Below are 17,737 nucleotides of genomic sequence, written 5' to 3'. Positions count from 1 at the left end.
CCGAAGGGCGGCAGTTCTTTTTCGCCAGACTTCGTTGCTTGCTCCTTACAGATCCACTTCGGGATATGCTCGTCGCTCGCGCCTCGTCTGGCCGAAAAATCCCTTGCCGCGAACGTGAGCGTATTTATGAAATGGACCACTAAGCTACCTCAACGGAGAGGATACCGTCCGAGGCTTTCTGCCGCATCTTGCCTTGCCCGCGCTCACGGCAGGGCGCGCACGGGTGTTGCGCCAGGCGCTGGGAGATCTCGCAGCATGAAACTGGATTCGCGCGAAGCGACATTGGCGTCGCGTTCCGGGCGAAGAAAGTTCTCGGCCACGGCGTCCGCGAAGCGCAGGCCGCGCGGCGTCAGACGGAACCTCTCCGCCTCCTGGCTCGCCAGGTCTGTCTCGACGGCTTCCCTCATTTCCGCGGCCCATTCCTCACGGAGGTCAAATCCCGTGACGGTTTGAAACTCCTCGAACGGCCAGCCCGCGGTCATGCGCAGGCCGAACGCCGCGGTTTCACCCGCGCGGGCCAGCGGAGTGAGTTTTTCGCGCCATTCGATCGCGCGCTGGCCTCGATCCAGCCGTTCGCAATACAAGACGGTGTTCGACCAGTTCTTCGTCCGCACGCCCCCGACGTAAGCGGTCGCGCTGGGACCCAGGCCGTGGAAATCGCCGCCGCGCCAGTAGTTGACGTTGTGCCGGCAAGCTCGATCGGGGAGTTCGCTTTTGCTTCCGGCTTCGCGCCGGGCAAAGTTCGCGACCTCGTATTGTTCGTAGCCCTGGGCGGCTGCGAATTGGAGGAGTTCGTCATACATGTCGCAGGCGAGATCTTCATTCACGCTGAATCGGCCAGCCTGCAACTGGACGAACAACGGCGTATCCTCCTCGTAAATGACTTCGTAACACGAGAGGTGTTCACTCTGGAGCGCGCCGGCTTCAATCAAGGTCCGGCGCCACACGGGCAAAGTCTGGCCCGGAATGGCGAACATCAAATCGAGATTGATGTTGTCGAACCCGGCGTGGCGCAGCAGGTCGAACGATTTGAAAACGGCTTCACGGCTGTGGATTCGTCCGAGGCGATCGAGGAGCGTTTTATCCAGCGATTGGACACCGAGGGAAATGCGGTTGACGCCAACGGATTTGAGCAACCGCGCTTTCTCGGCGGATAGCGTCGCAGGATTGCATTCGACGGTCCACTCTTCCGGGGCGAGGAGATGGAAGCGTTCCAGCGCATCAATGACTCTCTCCCATTGCCGGACAGTCAGGAGAGAAGGCGTTCCACCGCCAAAGAAAATCGTGCGCGGTTTTGAACCGGCCGAAACGAGTCCGATCTCTCGGATCAGCGCACTGACGTAGCGCTCGACCAATTGAGCGTCCGGCGCGTGAGAATAGAAGGCGCAGTATTCACATTTCCGCGCGCAAAACGGCACATGGATATAGAGTCCGGTTGCGCGGCTGGGGCGTCCGTCGAGCATGGAACGTCTTAACCCGAAAACTCACGGAGCGCAACGCGCGTGATGAGGAGAATGAGGAGACACGAAAGAGCAGCGTAAACGCCAACTCAGGACCGCTGCCGCTGGACGTTTTGGGCTTTGAGCCCTTTCGTGCTTTCAATGATCTCGAAATTGACAACTTCCCCTTCGTTCAAAGTTTTGAAGCCATCGCCAAGGATGGCCGTGTGGTGAACGAATACGTCTTCACCGGTGTCTTGCGCGATGAAGCCGAATCCCTTTTTGTTGTCAAACCATTTGACTTTGCCGCTGGCCATAGGTTGGTAGCTTTAGGACAAACGGCTCTGGTTTCGAACGCTCTTGGGAAGGATCTGGAGACGGAAGAATCCGCGGGCGCTCTTGGGTTCTTGGAGGCATACGAGCCGCTGTCAGTGCTGGGAAGGATTAAAAAAACTTGAGGCCCGAAGGTCAAGGATTACTTTTCCCCGACCGAGAGGTGCAGATGTTCCCAGAGCGCGGCGGGCGCCAGCCGCAGATTCACATAGAATGGGCCGAACTCGGCAAACCGCGCGCTCACTTCGTCGAACCGCATTTCATAAACGATTTCCTTCAGCGCATCGGTTTGGTGCGCCATCAGCGTGACGCCCCACTCCCAATCATCCAGGCCTGTCGCTCCTGTGATGAGTTGCGTCACCTTGCCCGCGTGTTTGCGTCCGACCCGGGCATGGCCGGCCATGAGCTGTTTCCGCGCGGCGAAATCGAGTCGATACCAATTGTCGGAACCCGTGCGGCGCTTGCTCATGGGATAGAAGCCCATGACTTCCCAATCGGGCATTTCCGGGTACAGCCTGTAATGCTCGTATTCCGCCTGCTTTCGACGCAACTCCGATAGCCTCTTGTTGAAGGCTTCGCTCTCCGGGGAGAGTTTCTCGTGATGAATCAGGAGGTTCCGCTGATCTTCTTCGGTTGTGACGTACTCCGGAAGTTCCGTGACGCTGAGAAAACTATAGACTCGTTGCAGGGTCCCCGGTGGAAAGCAGTTCTCCAGATCCCGGTGTAATTGGCCGACCTCCCCAAGTTCGGCGGCGAGCAGAAAGAAGACCAGATCCGCCTTGCCTCCGACGTTGGTGTAAGCGGTGACACGCGGGTGCGATGCTGCGGAATTCTTTGCGCAAAGCGCTTCCAGGCGGGAAAGAACCTCCTTCGACTGGCCCGAAGCCAACTGGCTCCAACGGACTCGGTCCACATTGTAGAACAGGTGCATTACATGAATGCCTTTGGTCAGTTTGACGGCTGGAATTGTCATGGAGAGGTATCGAATTGGTTTGGCAAAACAGGGGAGAACTTCACTCGATCTCCAGAACTTGATTCAAAAGTTCGGGGAGTTGCTGGAGCAATCCGCTCTCGACCGCCACCAAGTTTGCGCCGGCCTTATGGGCGGCAGTCTGCAATTCTCCATCCCGCTGAGGTCCAAAAGCGAGGATAGGGATGTGCGAGGTTTGCGCGTCCTGCCTGACGGAGGCAATAAGTTGGCAGACATCGGTAGTTCGATACCCCAGGTCCATAAGCACCAGAAAAGGCCTTTCCCGGATTGCGAGTGGCACCAAGTTCTTTCCTTCATGGGTCACTTCTACACGGTATCCCATTTCCTGGAGACGGTTGACTAACTGATTGACTAACAACAAATTCTCACTGAGACAGATCGCCAGCGGCTTGGTCATACGGACAGAAATTGGAGTGGCCTTCGATAATTTGCAAAGGGATTTGAGCAGGATTTGAGGCTTGACGCCCAAAAGGGTCGATCTTATGTTCAGTTCAAGTCAAGATTTTATTGCTGGGTTGCCAGCGGATGGAAGTCGGAGATAATTCTACCGACTTTTTTATTCCCCACAGGGGAAGCAAACTATGAACGCCGAATTCTTAGCCGTTATCGAGTTCTGGGAGCGCGAAAAAGGTATCCGCAAGGATGTCCTTATCGCGGCTGTCGAAGAGGCGTTGCTCTCCGCGGCAAAGAAAGCTGTCGGCCCCGCACGCGAGCTGCGATGCGTGATCGATCCTAAGTCCGGGGATATCAAGGCGTTTGCGAAACTGGTGGTCTCCGATAAAGTCATTTCCAAGCACGACCAACTCTCGCTTTTTGATGCCCGCCGACTCAAATCGGACGTCCAGTTGGGGGAAGAATTGGAAGTGGAGGTAACTCCGGCGGATTTTGGGCGAATCGCCTCCCAAAATGCCAAACAAGCACTGATGCAGCACATCCGCCGGGCTGAGAAGGAGTTGATATACACTGAGTTCAAGGATAGGACCGGGGACATTGTCAGCGGCACCGTCCGACGGTTCGAGCGATCAGACGTTAGTGTGGACCTGGGCAAGTTTGAGGCGCTTCTGCCAAACAGGGAGCGTGTTCCGACCGAGGAATATCAAGTCGGTGAACGGATCCGTTGCTATGTAAAGGCTGTTGAGAACGGCATGCACGGTCCGGAAATCATCCTGTCACGGGCTGATCCGAATTTCGTCATTAAGTTGTTCCAGCTTGAGGTTTCTGAAATCAGCGACGGAACCATTGAGATCAAGGGTATCGCACGTGAACCTGGATTCCGGACCAAACTGGCGGTTTACTCACGAGACGATAAGGTGGACCCTGTCGGGGCTTGCGTGGGACTGCGGGGTCAGCGCGTGAAGAACATTGTTCGCGAACTGAACAATGAGAAGGTGGATATCATTAGGTGGGATCCCAACATCAAAACCTACATCACGAACGCATTGAACCCGGCCAAGCTCAAAGCGTTCGAGGTGGATGAAGCCAACCGCCGGGTCAAAGTATTGGTGAGCGAAGACCAGCTTTCATTGGCCATCGGGAAACGCGGCCAGAACGCGCGGTTGACCTCCAAGCTTACTGGCTGGCACGTGGACATCGAAGCTGAACCGGTCGTGACGATGGGTTTCGAGGAAAAAGTCGCTCAAGCCGTCGAAGCCGTCGCCTCGATTCCCGGCCTTACTCGAGAGCAGGCCGACGTGCTTGTGCACCATGGCTTGAAGAGCCTGGAAGATTTGCTCCAAGCTGAGGTGAGCGACTTGCTGGAAATCCCGGAACTGGCGGAGCAGGCTGAGGCTATTGTTGAGGCCGTGAAAGCCGAGGCCGCGCGGCGGGTTCACAGCGTAGGCGAAACGTCGGTTGCGTAGGAATCAGAATGGACTTTTGGAAGGCCATCGTCGTCATGTTAGGCGCATGAAGACTTTTTGGCTCATGCAGGCGCAGAGAAGAGATTATGCCCGTTCGTATTTACGACATTGCAAAGAAGCTCGGTATCGAAAGCAAGGAAGTCCTTGCCAAGGCCAGAGCTCTGGGCATAACCACCGCCAAGGTTCCTTCCAGCTCCCTCGATAAGATCACTGCCGAATATCTCGAGCAGCAGATCGGTCGGCCTGCTGCCCCTCCTCCTGCACCTGCGCCAGTTGTCCAGCCTGAGCCCGTCATAATTGTCGCTGCTCCTCCTCCCCCGGAACCGCCGCCGCCAGCCGTGGTCGTCTCACCCGCTGTCGTGCCTGCGCTCGCTCAGGCAACTGAGGCGCCAGTCATGCTTCAAGCTCCCGCGATCGCTGTGGACGTTCTGAAGCCTGTCGAAACAGAAGCCCTGTCGAAGGGAGTCGAAATCGTGCCGGCGGAAAGTGTGCCTCCACCGGTGGCTGAAGCTCCACAGCCGCCGCCTTCTCCGCCCGCACCTCGAATTGGCGACAAAGTGGGGTTCATCAAACTTCCGCCAAAGGCTCCAGAACGTTCGCCGGTTCCGAAACTTTCCCCGCGCCCGACAAATCGGCTCGACACGGGACGGGATAGACCGGAGCTTCGCCCTTCGCGCGGCGTTCAGTCCCCCATAGTCCGGCAGCCGGGCGGTCCTGGAGTCCGGCCTTCCGTTCCCGTAACCCAGCGAACTGAGCAACCGAAAGCGCCTCCCGCCAGTGAGCCGAAATTCGTTCCACCGACGACGGGGGAATTGATCACACTGAAGCCGCCGATCATCGTCCGCGATTTGGCCGAGCAACTAAAGAAGAAGCCGTTCCAACTGATCGGCGATTTGATGCAGTGGAATGTGTTCGCCACGGTCAATCAGGCGATTGATGAAATCTACGCCCAGCGTCTGTGCGCCAAGTACGGCTACCGGTTTGAAGTCGAAAAGCGGGAGCGCGGCGCCGGAGTCGTTCATGCGCCGGTCAAGAAGGTCGAACTGGATGTCGATGACAAACCGGAAGATCTGGTTTCGCGTCCTCCCGTCGTCACGATCATGGGGCATGTCGATCATGGCAAGACGACATTGTTGGACATGATTCGGAAAACGAACGTGGCCGCCGGTGAAGCGGGCGGCATCACCCAGCACATCGGCGCCTACACGATTTTAATCCCACATCCTGAGCGCCCGAAGGAGATGAAGCAGATCACCTTTCTGGATACTCCCGGACATGCTGCCTTCAGCTCCATGCGCGCCCGGGGCGCGAATGTCACGGATATCGTCGTGCTCGTCGTCGCCGCTAACGATGGCGTCATGCCCCAGACACTCGAGGCTCTGAGTCACGCCCGCGAGGCTAAGGTTCCTATCTTGGTTGCGGTCAACAAGTGCGACCATCCCAACGCGAATGTGCTCAAGCCTCGCCAGCAGTTGCAGGAAAAGGGGCTGGTCTCGGACGAGTGGGGCGGCGACACGATCTTTTGCGATCTCTCGGCCTTGACTGGCAAAGGAGTTGACAAGCTCCTCGAGATGATCGTTTTTCAAGCTGATCTTCTGGAACTGAAGGCCAATCCAAATCGGCGCGCCAAAGGCAACGTCATTGAATCCGGCCTCGAACCCGGCGGTCCCACCGCAACCGTGCTTGTGAGAAAAGGAACGCTTCGGGTGGGAGAGACCGTCATTTGCGGCCAGTTCTATGGCAAAGTCAGAGCGTTAATCAACGAGGAGGGCAAACGCTTGAAGGAGGCCGGACCTTCTGTAGCCGTGAAATTGCTCGGATTGAACGGCGTGCCGGAAGCCGGACTTGAGTTCAGCGTGGTCGAGAATGAGAAGTCCGCTCGAACCCTGGCCGAGGAGCGTGCGGAAGCCGAACGCAGCCAGGACAAGGAGCGCCGGCCGAAAATGACGCTGGAGAATCTTTTCGATACGCTCGCCGCCGAAACCTCCAAAGTGCTCAAAGTCGTGGTGAAGGCCGACACTCAGGGATCCGTGGAGGCCATCGTCGAGGCTTTGAGGAAGATTGAATCGTCTAAGGTGTCACTGGAGATCATTCATAGCGCGGTCGGCACCGTCACGGAATCGGATGTTCTCCTCGCTTCGGCTTCCAGGGCCATCATTCTCGGTTTCCACACGCGGATCGATAACGGCGTTTCCGACGTCGCCAAACGCGAGGGCGTGCAAATCAAGCTTTACGCAATCATTTACGAATTGATCGACCAGGTTAAGGAAGCCATGGCGGGCCTCCTCGATCCGTTGGTCAAAGAAGTGGTCATCGGCGCGGCGGATGTCCGCAAGATTTTCACGCTTTCGAAAGGCGGGAATGTGGCCGGGTGCGTCGTGGCCAATGGCCGGATTGTCAAAGGCAAGGTCCGCGTCAAGCGCCGCAACAATCTCGTCTATGAAGGCGTCACCCAGTCGCTCCGGCGTTTCCAGGACGAAGTCAACGAAGTGCGCGCCGGGATGGAGTGCGGCATCCGCTTGGACGGCTACAACGATTTTCAGGCGGGGGACGTCATTGAGTCCTACACCTTCGAAAAAGTGCCGCAAAAACTTTAAGCCCTTTCCGATGTCCAGCCATGTCTTCTCTCCGAATCGAACGCGTGCGGGAGCTTTTGAAGCGCCAACTGGGCGAGGTCATTCGCCGCGAACTGCCCTTGAGTGAAGTCGGAATGCTGACGGTCAACGACGTGGAGGTAACGCGCGATCTCCAATCCGCCACCGTTTATGTGGGCTTCGTCGGCAGCGAAGAACAGAGGAAGAAAGGCCTCGATCTGCTCCAGAAAGAGCGCAAACGCATCCAGGGTTTGGTGGCCCGCGCCGTCGTTCTGAAATACACTCCGCTGCTCCGGTTTGTCCTGGATGATTCGGTCCCGCGCGGAAATCGCGTCCTGCAAATCCTCGACGAACTCGAACGGTCGTCCCTGCCTCATGAAGGCCCACCCCAAGATCGTTGATCGCATACTGGAGGGGATTCGAGACAGCCGGACGGTTTGCGTCGTCGGCCACATCCGCCCGGACGGCGATTGCATCGGCTCCCAACTCGGCCTGACGCTCGCTCTTCACAATGAGGGCAAGGAGGTCGTTTGCTGGAACCAGGATCGCCTTCCGCAAAAGCTGCTCTTTCTCGACCCGCAAAAACGGGTCCAGCCGCCGGAAAAAGGCCTGCAGTTTGATTGTGTCATCGCCACGGACTGCGCCAGCTTCGAACGGCTCGGCGCCGTCGGCGACTGCATCAAAAAAAGAAAGCTCTTCATCAACATCGACCATCACGAAAGCAACACGCGCTACGGCGACTTGAATTGGGTCTCCGCGAAAGCGCCTTCGACCGGGGAATTGATCTACCACCTGCTGCGTGCCGCCAATTGGCCGATTACGCCGGCTATCAGTGACTGTTTGTTCACGGCCGTGTCCACCGACACCGGTTCGTTTCAATATCCCACCACGCGCCCCGCCACCTATCACGTCGCCGCGGAATTAGTCAAACGCGGCGCGAACCTGGCGAAGATTTGCGATGAAGTCTATCAATCGTTTCCGCTGCCTCGCGTCCGCTTGCTGAAGCTGCTTTATAACCGCTTTCGCCTCACCCACGAAAACCGGATCGCTTATTTCTGGCTCAAGAAAGCCGATTACGCTCGCACCGGCGCGGACCCGATGGATTCCGAAGGTTTGATCGACCATATTCGCGCCATTGAACCCGTGGTCGTCGCATGCGTGTTCGAGGAGATTGAGCCCGAACTCACGCGCATCAGCCTTCGATCCAAGAGTGATCACGTGAACGTCAACGACATCGCCAGCCAGTTCGGCGGCGGCGGACACCAGGCGGCGGCGGGTGCGCGGATTCCAGGGCGGCCGCTCTCGGTACAGCGGCAAGTGATCTCCGCCATCAAGAAAGCGCTGAATTCGAAACATTAAGCATGGAAGTCTTCGAAGCCATCGATGGCGCGCTGCTCATCGACAAACCGGCGGGCCCGACCTCTCACGATGTCGTCGAGGCGGTGCGCCGGCGATTCAAGATCAAGAAGGTCGGGCATTGCGGCACGCTCGACCCGAATGCCACCGGACTGTTGGTGCTGGTTCTCGGCCGCGCCACGCGGCTCTCGGAGAAGTTGATGTCAGCCGACAAAGAATACGCCGGGACCATCAAATTCGGGGAAACCACGGACAGCCACGACGCGGACGGCGAAATGACCGCGTCAATGCCCGTGCCGCCGCTGACGGTCGAGCAGTTGAACGACCTGGCGGCCACGTTTGTCGGAGATCACCTGCAAACGCCGCCGATGGTGTCCGCGATCAAGAAGGACGGCGTTCCGCTCTACAAACTCGCCCGGAAAGGAGTCGAGGTCGAACGCAAGCCGCGGCTCGTGCACATCTACGGTTTCCGCTTTGAGAAATACCAAGAACCCATCGGCCAATTTCATGTTGCGTGCACGAAGGGAACCTACGTGCGCACGCTGGCTCATGATCTCGGCCAGAAGATCGGCTGCGGAGCGCACCTGGCCACCTTGCGGCGACTGGTCTCCGGGATTTTTGATGTCGCGAATGCGTTGCCTCTGGAGGAAGCCTTGAAGTTGTCCGAGGCTCAGCTTGAAGAGCGCGTCATTCCGTTTCTCAAGCTGGCAGCGGGGCAGTAATCAGTGTTCAGTAATCAGTTGTCAGTGGTCAGTGGTCAGTGGGAAACGAAAACTTCTCCTCTGGCAACTGACAACTGGCAACTGGCAACTGGCAACTGGCAACTGGATGAAAACAATAGCCGCCCCAGCCGAACTCGATGCAACGAGCCACAAGGTCTGTCTCGCGATCGGCGTGTTCGATGGCGTTCATCTGGGCCATCAGCAAGTCATCCGGCAAACCGTGAGCGACGCGCAGCGTCACGGAGCGATCTCGGTGGTGATCACCTTTGACCGGCACCCCAATTCCGTCGTCGCGCCGGAGCGAACTCCGCCGCTCATTTATTCCCTTCCGCAGAAAATCCGCGTGATTGCCTCCCTTGGCGCCGAGGCGACGTACCTCATCCCATTCGATCGCGCGTTCAGCGAACAATCCGGAGAAACCTTCGTTCGCGGATTGGCGCAGGGGTTCCGGCAGATTCACAGCATTTGTGTGGGGAGCAACTTTACTTTCGGCCACCGGCGCAGCGCCAATGTCGCTTTGCTGAAAGCCCTCGGCCAGGAACTGAATTTCGTCGTCCACGGCCTGGCGGCGGTTTCGCTGGATGGCAAGATCGTGAGCAGCACGCGGATTCGCGAGGCCATCCAAAACGGGAATCTGGATGCCGCAAGCCAGATGCTGGGCCGAGCCTACTCGGTCGCGGGAACCGTCAGGCGCGGAGATCAGCTTGGGCGGCAGCTTGGTTTTCCCACGGCGAATCTGGATGTCGCCGATCTCGCTCTGCCACCGGACGGAGTTTATGCCGTCCATGCTCGAATGCAGAATTCCGCGCATCGAGCAGTCGTGAATATGGGCCACCGACCAACCGTGCAATCCTCCGAGCTCCGGAAACGCTTTGAAGTGCATCTCCTGGATTTTGACGCTGATCTGTACGGAGAGGAGATCGAAGTCACTTTCGTGGAGAAGCTGCGGGACGAACAAAGATTTCCGTCCTTCGATGCGCTCAAAGAACAGATCGCGCTGGATGTCGCGGCGGCACGCCAGCTTTTCGGCTGAAAATAGTCTGGAATCCATGAACCGCGAGACGGTCATAGCCAGGCATTACACCACGCAGGAACTTATTCAGATCCGCGTGCAAGACGGAATCATCGCGGCCCTCGAAACGGCGCCTGCGGCCGCTGCCGACGACTTGTGGATCGCTCCGGCGCTGGTCGATCTTCAAATCAACGGCTACGCCGGCGTAGATTTCCAGAGCGACAATCTGAGCCTCGATGAATTGACTCGAGCCGCGCGCGAACTGCGAGCCGCGGCCTGCACCCGATTCTTCTTCACCCTCATAACCGATCATTGGTCGAAACTGCTCGAACGGTTCCGTCGCGCTCGCGCGCTGCGGGAGCAATCACGCGAGTTGCAGGATGCCATCGCCGGCTGGCACATCGAGGGGCCGTTTTTGTCGCCGGTCTCCGGCTTCTGCGGCGCGCACAATCCTGCTTGCATGATCGACCCAACACCGGCGCACATTAAAGAACTCCGCGCGGTTGCCGGCGGCGATCCTTTGCTCATCACCGTCGCGCCCGAACGCGGCGGAGCCATCGACGCGATCACCGCAGCGGTGTCCCTCGGGATTACGGTCAGCCTTGGGCACACGAATGCGCCCGTCGAAGTGCTGCGCGAGGCGGTCAAGGCTGGCGCGACGGGCTTCACGCACCTGGCCAACGGCTGTCCGAAGGACCTGGATCGGCACGACAACATTCTTTGGCGCGTGTTCGAGACTCCGGGGTTGACCGTGAGTTTGATTCCGGACCGCATCCACGTTTCGCCGATGCTCTTCCGGTTGGTGCACCGGGTCCTCAAATCCGAGGCGATCTACTACACGACCGACGCCATGTCCGCCGCGGGCGCTCCGCCAGGGCGCTACAAGATCGGGCAACTGGAACTGGAAGTGGGAGCCGACCAAATCGTGCGCCTTCCTGGCAAGCCTAACTTCGCCGGCTCGGCCTTGAGGCCCATCGAAGGCGTGTTCCGCGCCGCGCAAATGCTGGGTCGGCCCTGGCAAGACGTGTGGGATGGATTATCGACGCGCGCGGCGCATTTTATGAGGCTATCTTCCGGCATTGCCGTGGGAGAGCGCGCTCACTTCTGCCTGATCAGGGCGCGGCAAGACGAACTGATCGAACTAGGAACATGAGTCTTCCCATGAACCGGAGCGCCGATCTCTGATCCGGCGCGATGACAAGGCGTCGCCGAAACCCGCCGGGTCGGAGACCGGCGCTCCGCGTGCCCGGTTCATGGGTCGTGTGCATGGTTCTGAGACCAAGGAAACTTCCCATGAACGATTCCTCCAGACTGCGGCCTTTAGGCGCCTTTAGGCCGCTTCAATGCTCGACTGCGGAGATTGTGCGGAAGCAGCCTGAAGGCTGCGGTCCGCATTGCCGCAGTCGTCCATCGCGACGAATGGCTCGACCGCTCCAAGGGCGTGAAAAAGTCCGGCGCTCGCCTCACCTCCATCACGATGCTTAGCGGGAAGACTTATGCGGGAAAAATGTTCATCGACGCCACCTACGAAGGCGATTTGATGGCCGCGGCAGGAGTCGATTATCACGTCGGCCGCGAAGCCAATTCGGCCTATGGAGAGCAATGGAACGGCGTGCAGACGGGCGTGCTGCATCACCGCCATCATTTAGGAGTGCTCAAAGAAAGGATCAGCCCCTACGTCGTGCCCGGCGATCCGGCGTCGGGCGTGTTGCCTCGCGTCAGCACCAATTCGCCCGGCGTTTACGGCCAGGGCGACAAAAGGGTGCAGGCTTACTGCTATCGCATGTGCCTCACCGATCACCCGGACAACCGCATTCCGTTTCCGAAACCGGACGGCTACGACGCAAAGCAGTACGAATTGCTGTTGCGCATTTTTGCCGCCGGCTGGCGCGAGACGTTCCAGAAATTCGACGTTTTTGCCGAAGAAGGCGCAGTGCGAAAATCTTCTGGTGCCCGTTTGCGTCTCCGCCTCGCACATTGCGTTCGGCAGCATCCGCGTGGAACTGGTCTTCATGATCCTTGGCCAGTCCGCTGCCACGGCCGCGGCGATGGCCATCGACGCGGGACTCGCCATTCAAGAGGTGCCTTACTCAAGGCTGCGCGAACGGTTGCTTGCCGCTGGACAGGTCCTGAATTGATTTTCGAGCCGACCACCTGCGCGCAAGCCGAACACAGAGTGGCGGCAGGACTATGGCCATGAGAGCAAGGGCGATGAGGGGAAGCTGCTGCGCGCGCGCGGTGGCCCGTATCGGTTTCATGATGGCGGGCACGATTCCCTTCTCGACGAGGAGCGAAGAGATTTCACTGCGAGCAATAGTGTCGGGATGGCCGGCGTTCGCCGCCGCGGTCTTGAGCTCCTGAAGAATGGCGTAGTAAATTCGGTCAGCTCCCCAGCCTTTCAGCTCGCTCGCCGCCTTCTTTTCCACGACCAACCGGCCCAGGCCTTTGAGGAACTGGTGCAGGAGCTTTTCACCTAACCCGCCTTTGAGTTGAGGCGCGAGCCTCAGTGTCGATTGTTCGACCTTCGCGACGAGGTTGGTGACCTCTCCTTTGATGCTGGCGATCTGTTGCAGGAACTCTTCGGCGTGCAATTCCCATTTTCCGGCGCGGAACTCTGCGAGTTTCGACGACAGCTCAACGTCGTTTGTCATTGTTGAAAACTGAGGCCGAACCTGCACCCAGGCCATGGCGTCTGCGATCGCGTCGCCAATCTTCGGAAATACGTCGGTTGCCAACTGGCTCCTGGACAGCACTCGCTCGCTTCCGGCAATTGCGCCACTCCAGAATCCGGCCAGTCCGAAGAGCGCGCCTGATATGACGGTGGCGAGCGCGAAGAGCGTCCAGCGAAGCGCTCGCGCGAATCGCCAGGAAATTTCATACCACTGCAAACGCCAGAATACCGCGCAGGCCACTGCCGCAACCGCAATCCCGATCGCCGCGCCAAGAAGCGTCCATTTGACCATGTCAAAAATAAAACCGGTGGCCTGGGACCGTCCGAACTCGCGAAGAATGAGAGCCACCCAATTCGATTGAGAGTCCGCGGCCGGCGGAGCGCTCACCGCTGCCAGCAGGATCGGGGAGATTGGGGGCACGTGTTGAAAGTACCTCGCTGCGAATGCAATGTCAGCAGGCTTCCTGCGCTCCGACCTCTCGTTGCCCCCGATTGTCGGAAGGCATGACAGCGGCCGCAAATGCCTTCTTCCCATCCCATGAACCGTCCCCGGACCGTGGCCTTCAGGCCGCTTCAGCGCCGAACTCCAGAGCGGGGCCGGAAGCAGCCTGAAGGCTGCGGTCCGCACGGTTTTCGGTTCATGGGAAGCGTTGGTGTGGGTCACTCCCTTCTCCATCCGTGTGATCCGTGTAATCCGTGGTCAATTTGGTTGCGTTAGCCGTGCTGGAATCTTTGCGCTCTTTGCGGTTAGTCTGGTTTTCTCATGATGAAAACCCTCAACATGCTGACCTGTTTCCGACGGGCCATCTTTGTTTCGTTGGCCGCCGTGGCTGTGTCTTTAGCCGCTGAAGCGCAACCCAACCCCGCCAACCCCATTTCCGTCGGTTCGCGCCTGGAGTTGTTTGTGGACGATCTGCTCATCGGCCAACTCAAAGGCTGCTCCCTCAAACTCCACGAGCCGCGGCCAGCCAACGTCGCACTGCGTTTCGACGCGCCGTGGGAAGGTTCCTTCTGCGGCTACGTCACGGTGCTGCAAGACGGCGATCGCTTCCGGTGTTACTATCGAGGCAATCCGATCGCCGGACGCGACGGCTCGAACACCGAGGTCACGTGCTACGCTGAAAGCCGAGACGGCATCACGTTCACCAAACCGGCGCTCGGTCTGTTCGAGGTCCAGGGCACCCGCAGCAACAACGTCGTGCTCGCCGGTCAGCCGCCATTCTCGCATAACTTCGCGCCATTTCTGGACGCGCGGCCTGGCGTGCCGCCCGAGGAACGTTTCAAGGCGCTGGCCGGCACCTCCGCGAGCGGACTGCATGGTTTCGTCTCCGGCGACGGCCTTCGCTGGCGTCGCTGGCGCGAGCAGGCCTTGATCACCAAAGGCGCGTTCGACTCGCAGAACGTCGCGTTCTGGTCTGCCAGCGAACAGAGCTACGTGCTCTACCTGCGCACGTGGACCGGCGGCGGTTTCCGCGACTTCCGCACCATCAGCCGCGCCACTTCGACCGATTTCTTCGACTGGACCGAGCCGGTGGAAATGAGTTTCGGCGACACGCCGCGCGAACATCTTTACACAAGCCAGACTCACCCGTATTTCCGCGCGCCACAGATTTACCTCGCCACGCCCATGCGCTTTGTCCCGGGTCGCCGCGTGCTTACGGACGAACAGGCTCGCGCTCTTGGCGTGAATCCTGGCTATGCGAGCGACACGGCGGAAGCGGTCTTCATGACCACACGCGGTGCGAATCGATACACGCGGACTTTCATGGAAGGCTTTATCCGGCCCGGACTCGACCCTGGCAACTGGGCCTCGCGTGCGGGCCTCACCGCGCTCGGCGTCATTCCGACGAGTCCGATCGAGATGTCGCTCTACAAGCAGGCCCACTACGCCCAGCCGAGCTGTCACCTCGTCCGTTACACCCTGCGCACGGATGGTTTTGTTTCAGTGAACGCTCCGTTCAACGGCGGCGAATTTATCACCAGGCCGCTGACCTTCACGGGCAGCGAGCTCGTCTTGAACTTCAGCACCGGCGCCGCCGGCGGCTTGCGGGTTGAACTGCAGAACGCCGCCGGCGAACCTTTGCCCGGCTTCACGATCAACGATGCCATCGAACAAGCCGGCGACCAGATCGACCGCGTGGTGACGTGGAAGAATGGCCGCGACGTCAGCCCCTTCGCCGGCCAACCCCTGAAGCTGCGCTTCGTGATGAAAGACGCGGACCTTTTTTCGCTCCGCTTTCGGTGATCGAATGTCTTTGCGTAATCGTCGAAATCTGTAATGAATCGTTTTGCTCGTCTGTTCGCGATTCTCTTCATCCCGCCGCTCGTGGCGGCGATTGTCACGCCGCTTTCAATCCAGGAATTGACGACCCGGGCTGAGTTGATCGTGCATGGGCAAGTGTTGAACAAGAACTGCCGGCGCGATTCGGCAGGCCGCCTCTACACTCGGATTGAACTAAAGATCCGCGAAGCATGGAAAGGAACTGCGCCCTCAAATCCGTTGATCCTCGTGCATGGGGGCGGGACCCTTGGAGAGGAACGCGTCGAGATTCCCGGTCAGGTCGAGTACTCCGTCGGCGAGGAGGTCGTAGTTTTTCTAGTTTTGAACCCGCGCGGCGAAGCCGTCACAGTTGGATTGGCTCAAGGCAAATTTCACGTGTCGAAAGACGGAGTGAGCGGCGAACTCCTGGTCCGAAATCCATTTCACGGAACCGGCGGCAACACAGTCACCCCGAACTCGGCCGAACGCGGGCAAATCTCTTTCCCTCTCACACTTTCCGCACTCAAGGCCCAGGTAGCCGGCAAGGACGACTGAGGTTTAATTGCTGCGTCTTGATCGGAGAGAATCGAGAAACGCAGCCCCAATTTTGCTTGCTGGCCTGCGCGCGGAAAGCGTAGTAATCTCCCGATAGTGACGAAGCCAGTTTAGCTCAGTGGTAGAGCAACGGTTTTGTAAACCGTAGGTCGTCGGTTCAAATCCGACAACTGGCTCCAATTCATAGAGGAGTTACACGAGTAATGCGGGTGCGGAATCCACCGCGAGCTGCGCTTTTTCTAACAACATATCCTAAATTCTAACATGGGAGGTCATGAAAAGGAAAAGTGCCGCAGTTTTGGCGAAGCGTGGGAACATCTCGGTTCGGATTTACCCCTACCAGAAAAACAACGCGACCTACTACAACGTGGCGGATTATTCGTCGTGGCAAACGGATCGTCGTCGGTTTCTCCGATCTCGAAAATGCTAAATGCGAAGCAACGAATCTCGCCGAATGGCTGGCGCCGTTCGCGAAGCCGCACGGCCCGGTTTGGCCCCATGCCCACGACAGCTTTTACGACGCCCAGCAGGACCGGGCTGTCTCCGGTGCGGTTCGCGCGCCTGATCAAGCGCATCTATCGAATCACGCCCGGCCAGCTTATCAACAAAACCCGTCTGGGAATCGCGTCGCAAACTCTCATCGAGACGCCCCTACCAGTTATTGAAGTGGCGCATGCGTGCGGTTTTTACGACCAAAGCGCCTTTGCCCGCGCATTCAAGCGGCGGCGACCGGTTTGACTCCCACCGAATTCCGGCAACGGCAAGCAAAGTGACTCCGAGAATTTATTTGCAGTCGGGGTGAATCCGGATAACTTTCGCGAGGTTTTGTCCGGTGGTGTAACGGTAGCACAAGGCCCTTTGGAGGCTTTTGTCATGGTTCGAATCCATGCCGGACAGCCAGTTTTCCTGAGGAAAATGAGGGTGTTTGAGAATCAGACACAGACTTGGCACAAAAAGAGGCTGAATCGGAACAGCGGAAAGTGAAGTTCCCGCAAATCATCCGGCATCGCCGGGCCGAAGCCACGATCTACGGCAAGAGTCCCAAATACCCACGCTATCGCCTGGCCTATTACGTGGCCGGTCAACGCCGGCTCCACACCTTCCGCACCTACAGCGAAGCCAAAGCCGAGGCCGAGCGCAAGGTTCGGGAACTGGCCAGCGGTTCCCAGGCCGCCGCATTGACTGGCGAGCAATCCCGCGACGCCCTGGCCGCGCTCGAACGCCTTGAATCTTTTCGGCAGACCATGGGCAAGCGTGTCTCTCTGCTGGCCGCCGTGTCGGAGTTTGTCGAGGCGGCAGGGAAACTCAACGGGCTTACGCTGGCCGAATGCGTCGAGCGGTATCTGAGCGCAGTGGTAACCGTAAAGCGGAAGGACGTTTCACAAGCTGCCGAGGAATTCATTGAAAACCGCAAACACAAGACCGAAGCCAAAGACGGAAAGCGCCCGCAGCTTTCGAGCGGGTATCATTACATGGTGTCCCTGTGGCTGCGAGAGTTCGCTCAGACATTTCCGAACACCGTTGTTTGCGACCTGACCAAAGAGCACCTGAATGCCTACATGGGACAGCACGCCAACGTCGCGCCAAAGACCCGGAACGAACGGCGCAACGTGGTTCGGATGTTCCTGAAATGGTGCGCGCGGCAAGACTACCTGACGTCAAATCATCGTTTGCTCGAGGCTGATGGCATGACACTCGAAAAAGCCGATCCTGAAGAGATTGAGTTTTACACAGCTAAAGAGTTGCGCGCGTTGCTGGAGAACGCGGACGCCGATCTACGGCCGGTCATCGCCATGTGCGCCTTAGTGGTCCATTTCATAAATACGCTCACGTTCGCGGCAAGGGATTTTTCGGCCAGACGAGGCGCGAGCGACGAGCATATCCCGAAGTGGATCTGTAAGGAGCAAGCAACGAAGTCTGGCGAAAAAGAACTGCCGCCCTTCGG

Annotated in this window: 16 protein-coding genes, 2 tRNA genes and 1 pseudogene; 14 read left to right on the top strand and 5 right to left on the bottom strand. The window is 58.6% G+C overall.

Going from position 1 to position 17,737, the window contains the following annotated elements:
• Window positions 1-203 precede the first annotated feature (203 nt).
• The 4 genes from hemW to FJ398_16220 form a co-directional block, all read right to left on the bottom strand.
• A complete protein-coding gene (hemW, locus tag FJ398_16235) occupies window positions 204-1,463 on the bottom strand; it encodes a radical SAM family heme chaperone HemW (protein MBM3839482.1) in 1,260 nt (419 codons plus the stop codon).
• A gap of 86 nt (window positions 1,464-1,549) precedes the next feature.
• A complete protein-coding gene (locus FJ398_16230; GenBank protein ID MBM3839481.1) occupies window positions 1,550-1,756 on the bottom strand; it encodes a cold-shock protein in 207 nt (68 codons plus the stop codon).
• Window positions 1,757-1,914: 158 nt separating this feature from the next.
• On the bottom strand, window positions 1,915-2,745 hold the full coding sequence (locus FJ398_16225; protein MBM3839480.1) for a heme-dependent peroxidase: 831 nt from the start codon (window positions 2,743-2,745) through the stop codon (window positions 1,915-1,917).
• Window positions 2,746-2,785: 40 nt separating this feature from the next.
• Window positions 2,786-3,160 (bottom strand): response regulator, encoded by a 375-nt coding sequence (locus FJ398_16220; protein ID MBM3839479.1) that lies wholly within the window; start codon window positions 3,158-3,160, stop codon window positions 2,786-2,788.
• A gap of 184 nt (window positions 3,161-3,344) precedes the next feature.
• Between FJ398_16220 and nusA the strand changes: the two genes are divergently transcribed.
• From nusA to FJ398_16180, 8 genes and pseudogenes are all read left to right on the top strand, one after another.
• Window positions 3,345-4,622 (top strand): transcription termination/antitermination protein NusA, encoded by a 1,278-nt coding sequence (gene nusA / locus FJ398_16215; GenBank protein MBM3839478.1) that lies wholly within the window; start codon window positions 3,345-3,347, stop codon window positions 4,620-4,622.
• 86 nt (window positions 4,623-4,708) lie between these two features.
• Window positions 4,709-7,219, top strand: a complete 2,511-nt coding sequence (gene infB, locus FJ398_16210; protein ID MBM3839477.1) for a translation initiation factor IF-2 — start codon at window positions 4,709-4,711, stop codon at window positions 7,217-7,219.
• A 20-nt stretch (window positions 7,220-7,239) separates the two neighbouring features.
• On the top strand, window positions 7,240-7,617 hold the full coding sequence (gene rbfA / locus FJ398_16205; protein MBM3839476.1) for a 30S ribosome-binding factor RbfA: 378 nt from the start codon (window positions 7,240-7,242) through the stop codon (window positions 7,615-7,617).
• Window positions 7,523-8,575 carry a bifunctional oligoribonuclease/PAP phosphatase NrnA gene (locus FJ398_16200; protein ID MBM3839475.1) on the top strand — a complete coding sequence of 351 codons (1,053 nt, stop codon included), beginning with the start codon at window positions 7,523-7,525 and terminating at the stop codon, window positions 8,573-8,575. Before rbfA ends, FJ398_16200 begins: the two co-directional genes overlap by 95 nt.
• 2 nt (window positions 8,576-8,577) lie before the next feature.
• Window positions 8,578-9,294 (top strand): tRNA pseudouridine(55) synthase TruB, encoded by a 717-nt coding sequence (gene truB, locus FJ398_16195; protein MBM3839474.1) that lies wholly within the window; start codon window positions 8,578-8,580, stop codon window positions 9,292-9,294.
• Between the two features lie 106 nt (window positions 9,295-9,400).
• Window positions 9,401-10,327 (top strand): bifunctional riboflavin kinase/FAD synthetase, encoded by a 927-nt coding sequence (locus FJ398_16190; protein ID MBM3839473.1) that lies wholly within the window; start codon window positions 9,401-9,403, stop codon window positions 10,325-10,327.
• A 16-nt stretch (window positions 10,328-10,343) separates the two neighbouring features.
• Entirely contained in the window at window positions 10,344-11,459 is a 1,116-nt protein-coding gene (locus tag FJ398_16185) for an N-acetylglucosamine-6-phosphate deacetylase (protein MBM3839472.1), read from the top strand.
• 324 nt (window positions 11,460-11,783) lie between these two features.
• Window positions 11,784-12,444: pseudogene (locus FJ398_16180) on the top strand (FAD-dependent oxidoreductase).
• Here FJ398_16180 and FJ398_16175 read toward each other — a convergent pair.
• Entirely contained in the window at window positions 12,397-13,398 is a 1,002-nt protein-coding gene (locus FJ398_16175) for a hypothetical protein (protein ID MBM3839471.1), read from the bottom strand. The pseudogene FJ398_16180 and the gene FJ398_16175 overlap by 48 nt on opposite strands.
• A gap of 411 nt (window positions 13,399-13,809) precedes the next feature.
• Here FJ398_16175 and FJ398_16170 point away from each other — a divergent pair, with 411 nt between their 5' ends.
• The 6 genes from FJ398_16170 to FJ398_16145 form a co-directional block, all read left to right on the top strand.
• Window positions 13,810-15,222 (top strand): hypothetical protein, encoded by a 1,413-nt coding sequence (locus FJ398_16170; protein ID MBM3839470.1) that lies wholly within the window; start codon window positions 13,810-13,812, stop codon window positions 15,220-15,222.
• Between the two features lie 33 nt (window positions 15,223-15,255).
• Window positions 15,256-15,792, top strand: coding sequence for a hypothetical protein (locus tag FJ398_16165; protein ID MBM3839469.1), 537 nt, complete (start codon window positions 15,256-15,258; stop codon window positions 15,790-15,792).
• A 104-nt stretch (window positions 15,793-15,896) separates the two neighbouring features.
• Window positions 15,897-15,971: transfer RNA gene (locus FJ398_16160), tRNA-Thr, on the top strand.
• A gap of 85 nt (window positions 15,972-16,056) precedes the next feature.
• The gene (locus FJ398_16155) at window positions 16,057-16,530 is read left to right on the top strand and encodes a helix-turn-helix transcriptional regulator (protein MBM3839468.1); all 474 of its coding nucleotides are present in this window, start codon (window positions 16,057-16,059) and stop codon (window positions 16,528-16,530) included.
• Between the two features lie 88 nt (window positions 16,531-16,618).
• A tRNA-Gln gene (locus FJ398_16150) sits at window positions 16,619-16,692 on the top strand.
• Between the two features lie 44 nt (window positions 16,693-16,736).
• Window positions 16,737-17,737: hypothetical protein (locus tag FJ398_16145; protein ID MBM3839467.1), on the top strand; the 1,001-nt coding region annotated here is incomplete at its 3' end.

It is taken from the genome of Verrucomicrobiota bacterium (genome assembly GCA_016871535.1).
Lineage (GTDB): Bacteria > Verrucomicrobiota > Verrucomicrobiia > Limisphaerales > SIBE01 > VHCZ01.
The sequence above is the reverse complement of the archived record's forward strand: the minus strand, read 5'-3'. Positions and strand labels throughout refer to the sequence as shown.

Excerpts from the sequence above, each read along its gene's own strand:
- hemW (MBM3839482.1), bottom strand. The coding sequence starts at position 1,463 with ATGCTCGACGGACGCCCCAGCCGCGCAACCGGACTCTATATCCATGTG.
- FJ398_16230 (MBM3839481.1), bottom strand. The coding sequence starts at position 1,756 with ATGGCCAGCGGCAAAGTCAAATGGTTTGACAACAAAAAGGGATTCGGC.
- FJ398_16225 (MBM3839480.1), bottom strand. The coding sequence starts at position 2,745 with ATGACAATTCCAGCCGTCAAACTGACCAAAGGCATTCATGTAATGCAC.
- FJ398_16220 (MBM3839479.1), bottom strand. The coding sequence starts at position 3,160 with ATGACCAAGCCGCTGGCGATCTGTCTCAGTGAGAATTTGTTGTTAGTC.
- nusA (MBM3839478.1), top strand. The coding sequence starts at position 3,345 with ATGAACGCCGAATTCTTAGCCGTTATCGAGTTCTGGGAGCGCGAAAAA.
- infB (MBM3839477.1), top strand. The coding sequence starts at position 4,709 with ATGCCCGTTCGTATTTACGACATTGCAAAGAAGCTCGGTATCGAAAGC.
- rbfA (MBM3839476.1), top strand. The coding sequence starts at position 7,240 with ATGTCTTCTCTCCGAATCGAACGCGTGCGGGAGCTTTTGAAGCGCCAA.
- FJ398_16200 (MBM3839475.1), top strand. The coding sequence starts at position 7,523 with ATGATTCGGTCCCGCGCGGAAATCGCGTCCTGCAAATCCTCGACGAAC.
- truB (MBM3839474.1), top strand. The coding sequence starts at position 8,578 with ATGGAAGTCTTCGAAGCCATCGATGGCGCGCTGCTCATCGACAAACCG.
- FJ398_16190 (MBM3839473.1), top strand. The coding sequence starts at position 9,401 with ATGAAAACAATAGCCGCCCCAGCCGAACTCGATGCAACGAGCCACAAG.
- FJ398_16185 (MBM3839472.1), top strand. The coding sequence starts at position 10,344 with ATGAACCGCGAGACGGTCATAGCCAGGCATTACACCACGCAGGAACTT.
- FJ398_16165 (MBM3839469.1), top strand. The coding sequence starts at position 15,256 with ATGAATCGTTTTGCTCGTCTGTTCGCGATTCTCTTCATCCCGCCGCTC.
- FJ398_16155 (MBM3839468.1), top strand. The coding sequence starts at position 16,057 with ATGGGAGGTCATGAAAAGGAAAAGTGCCGCAGTTTTGGCGAAGCGTGG.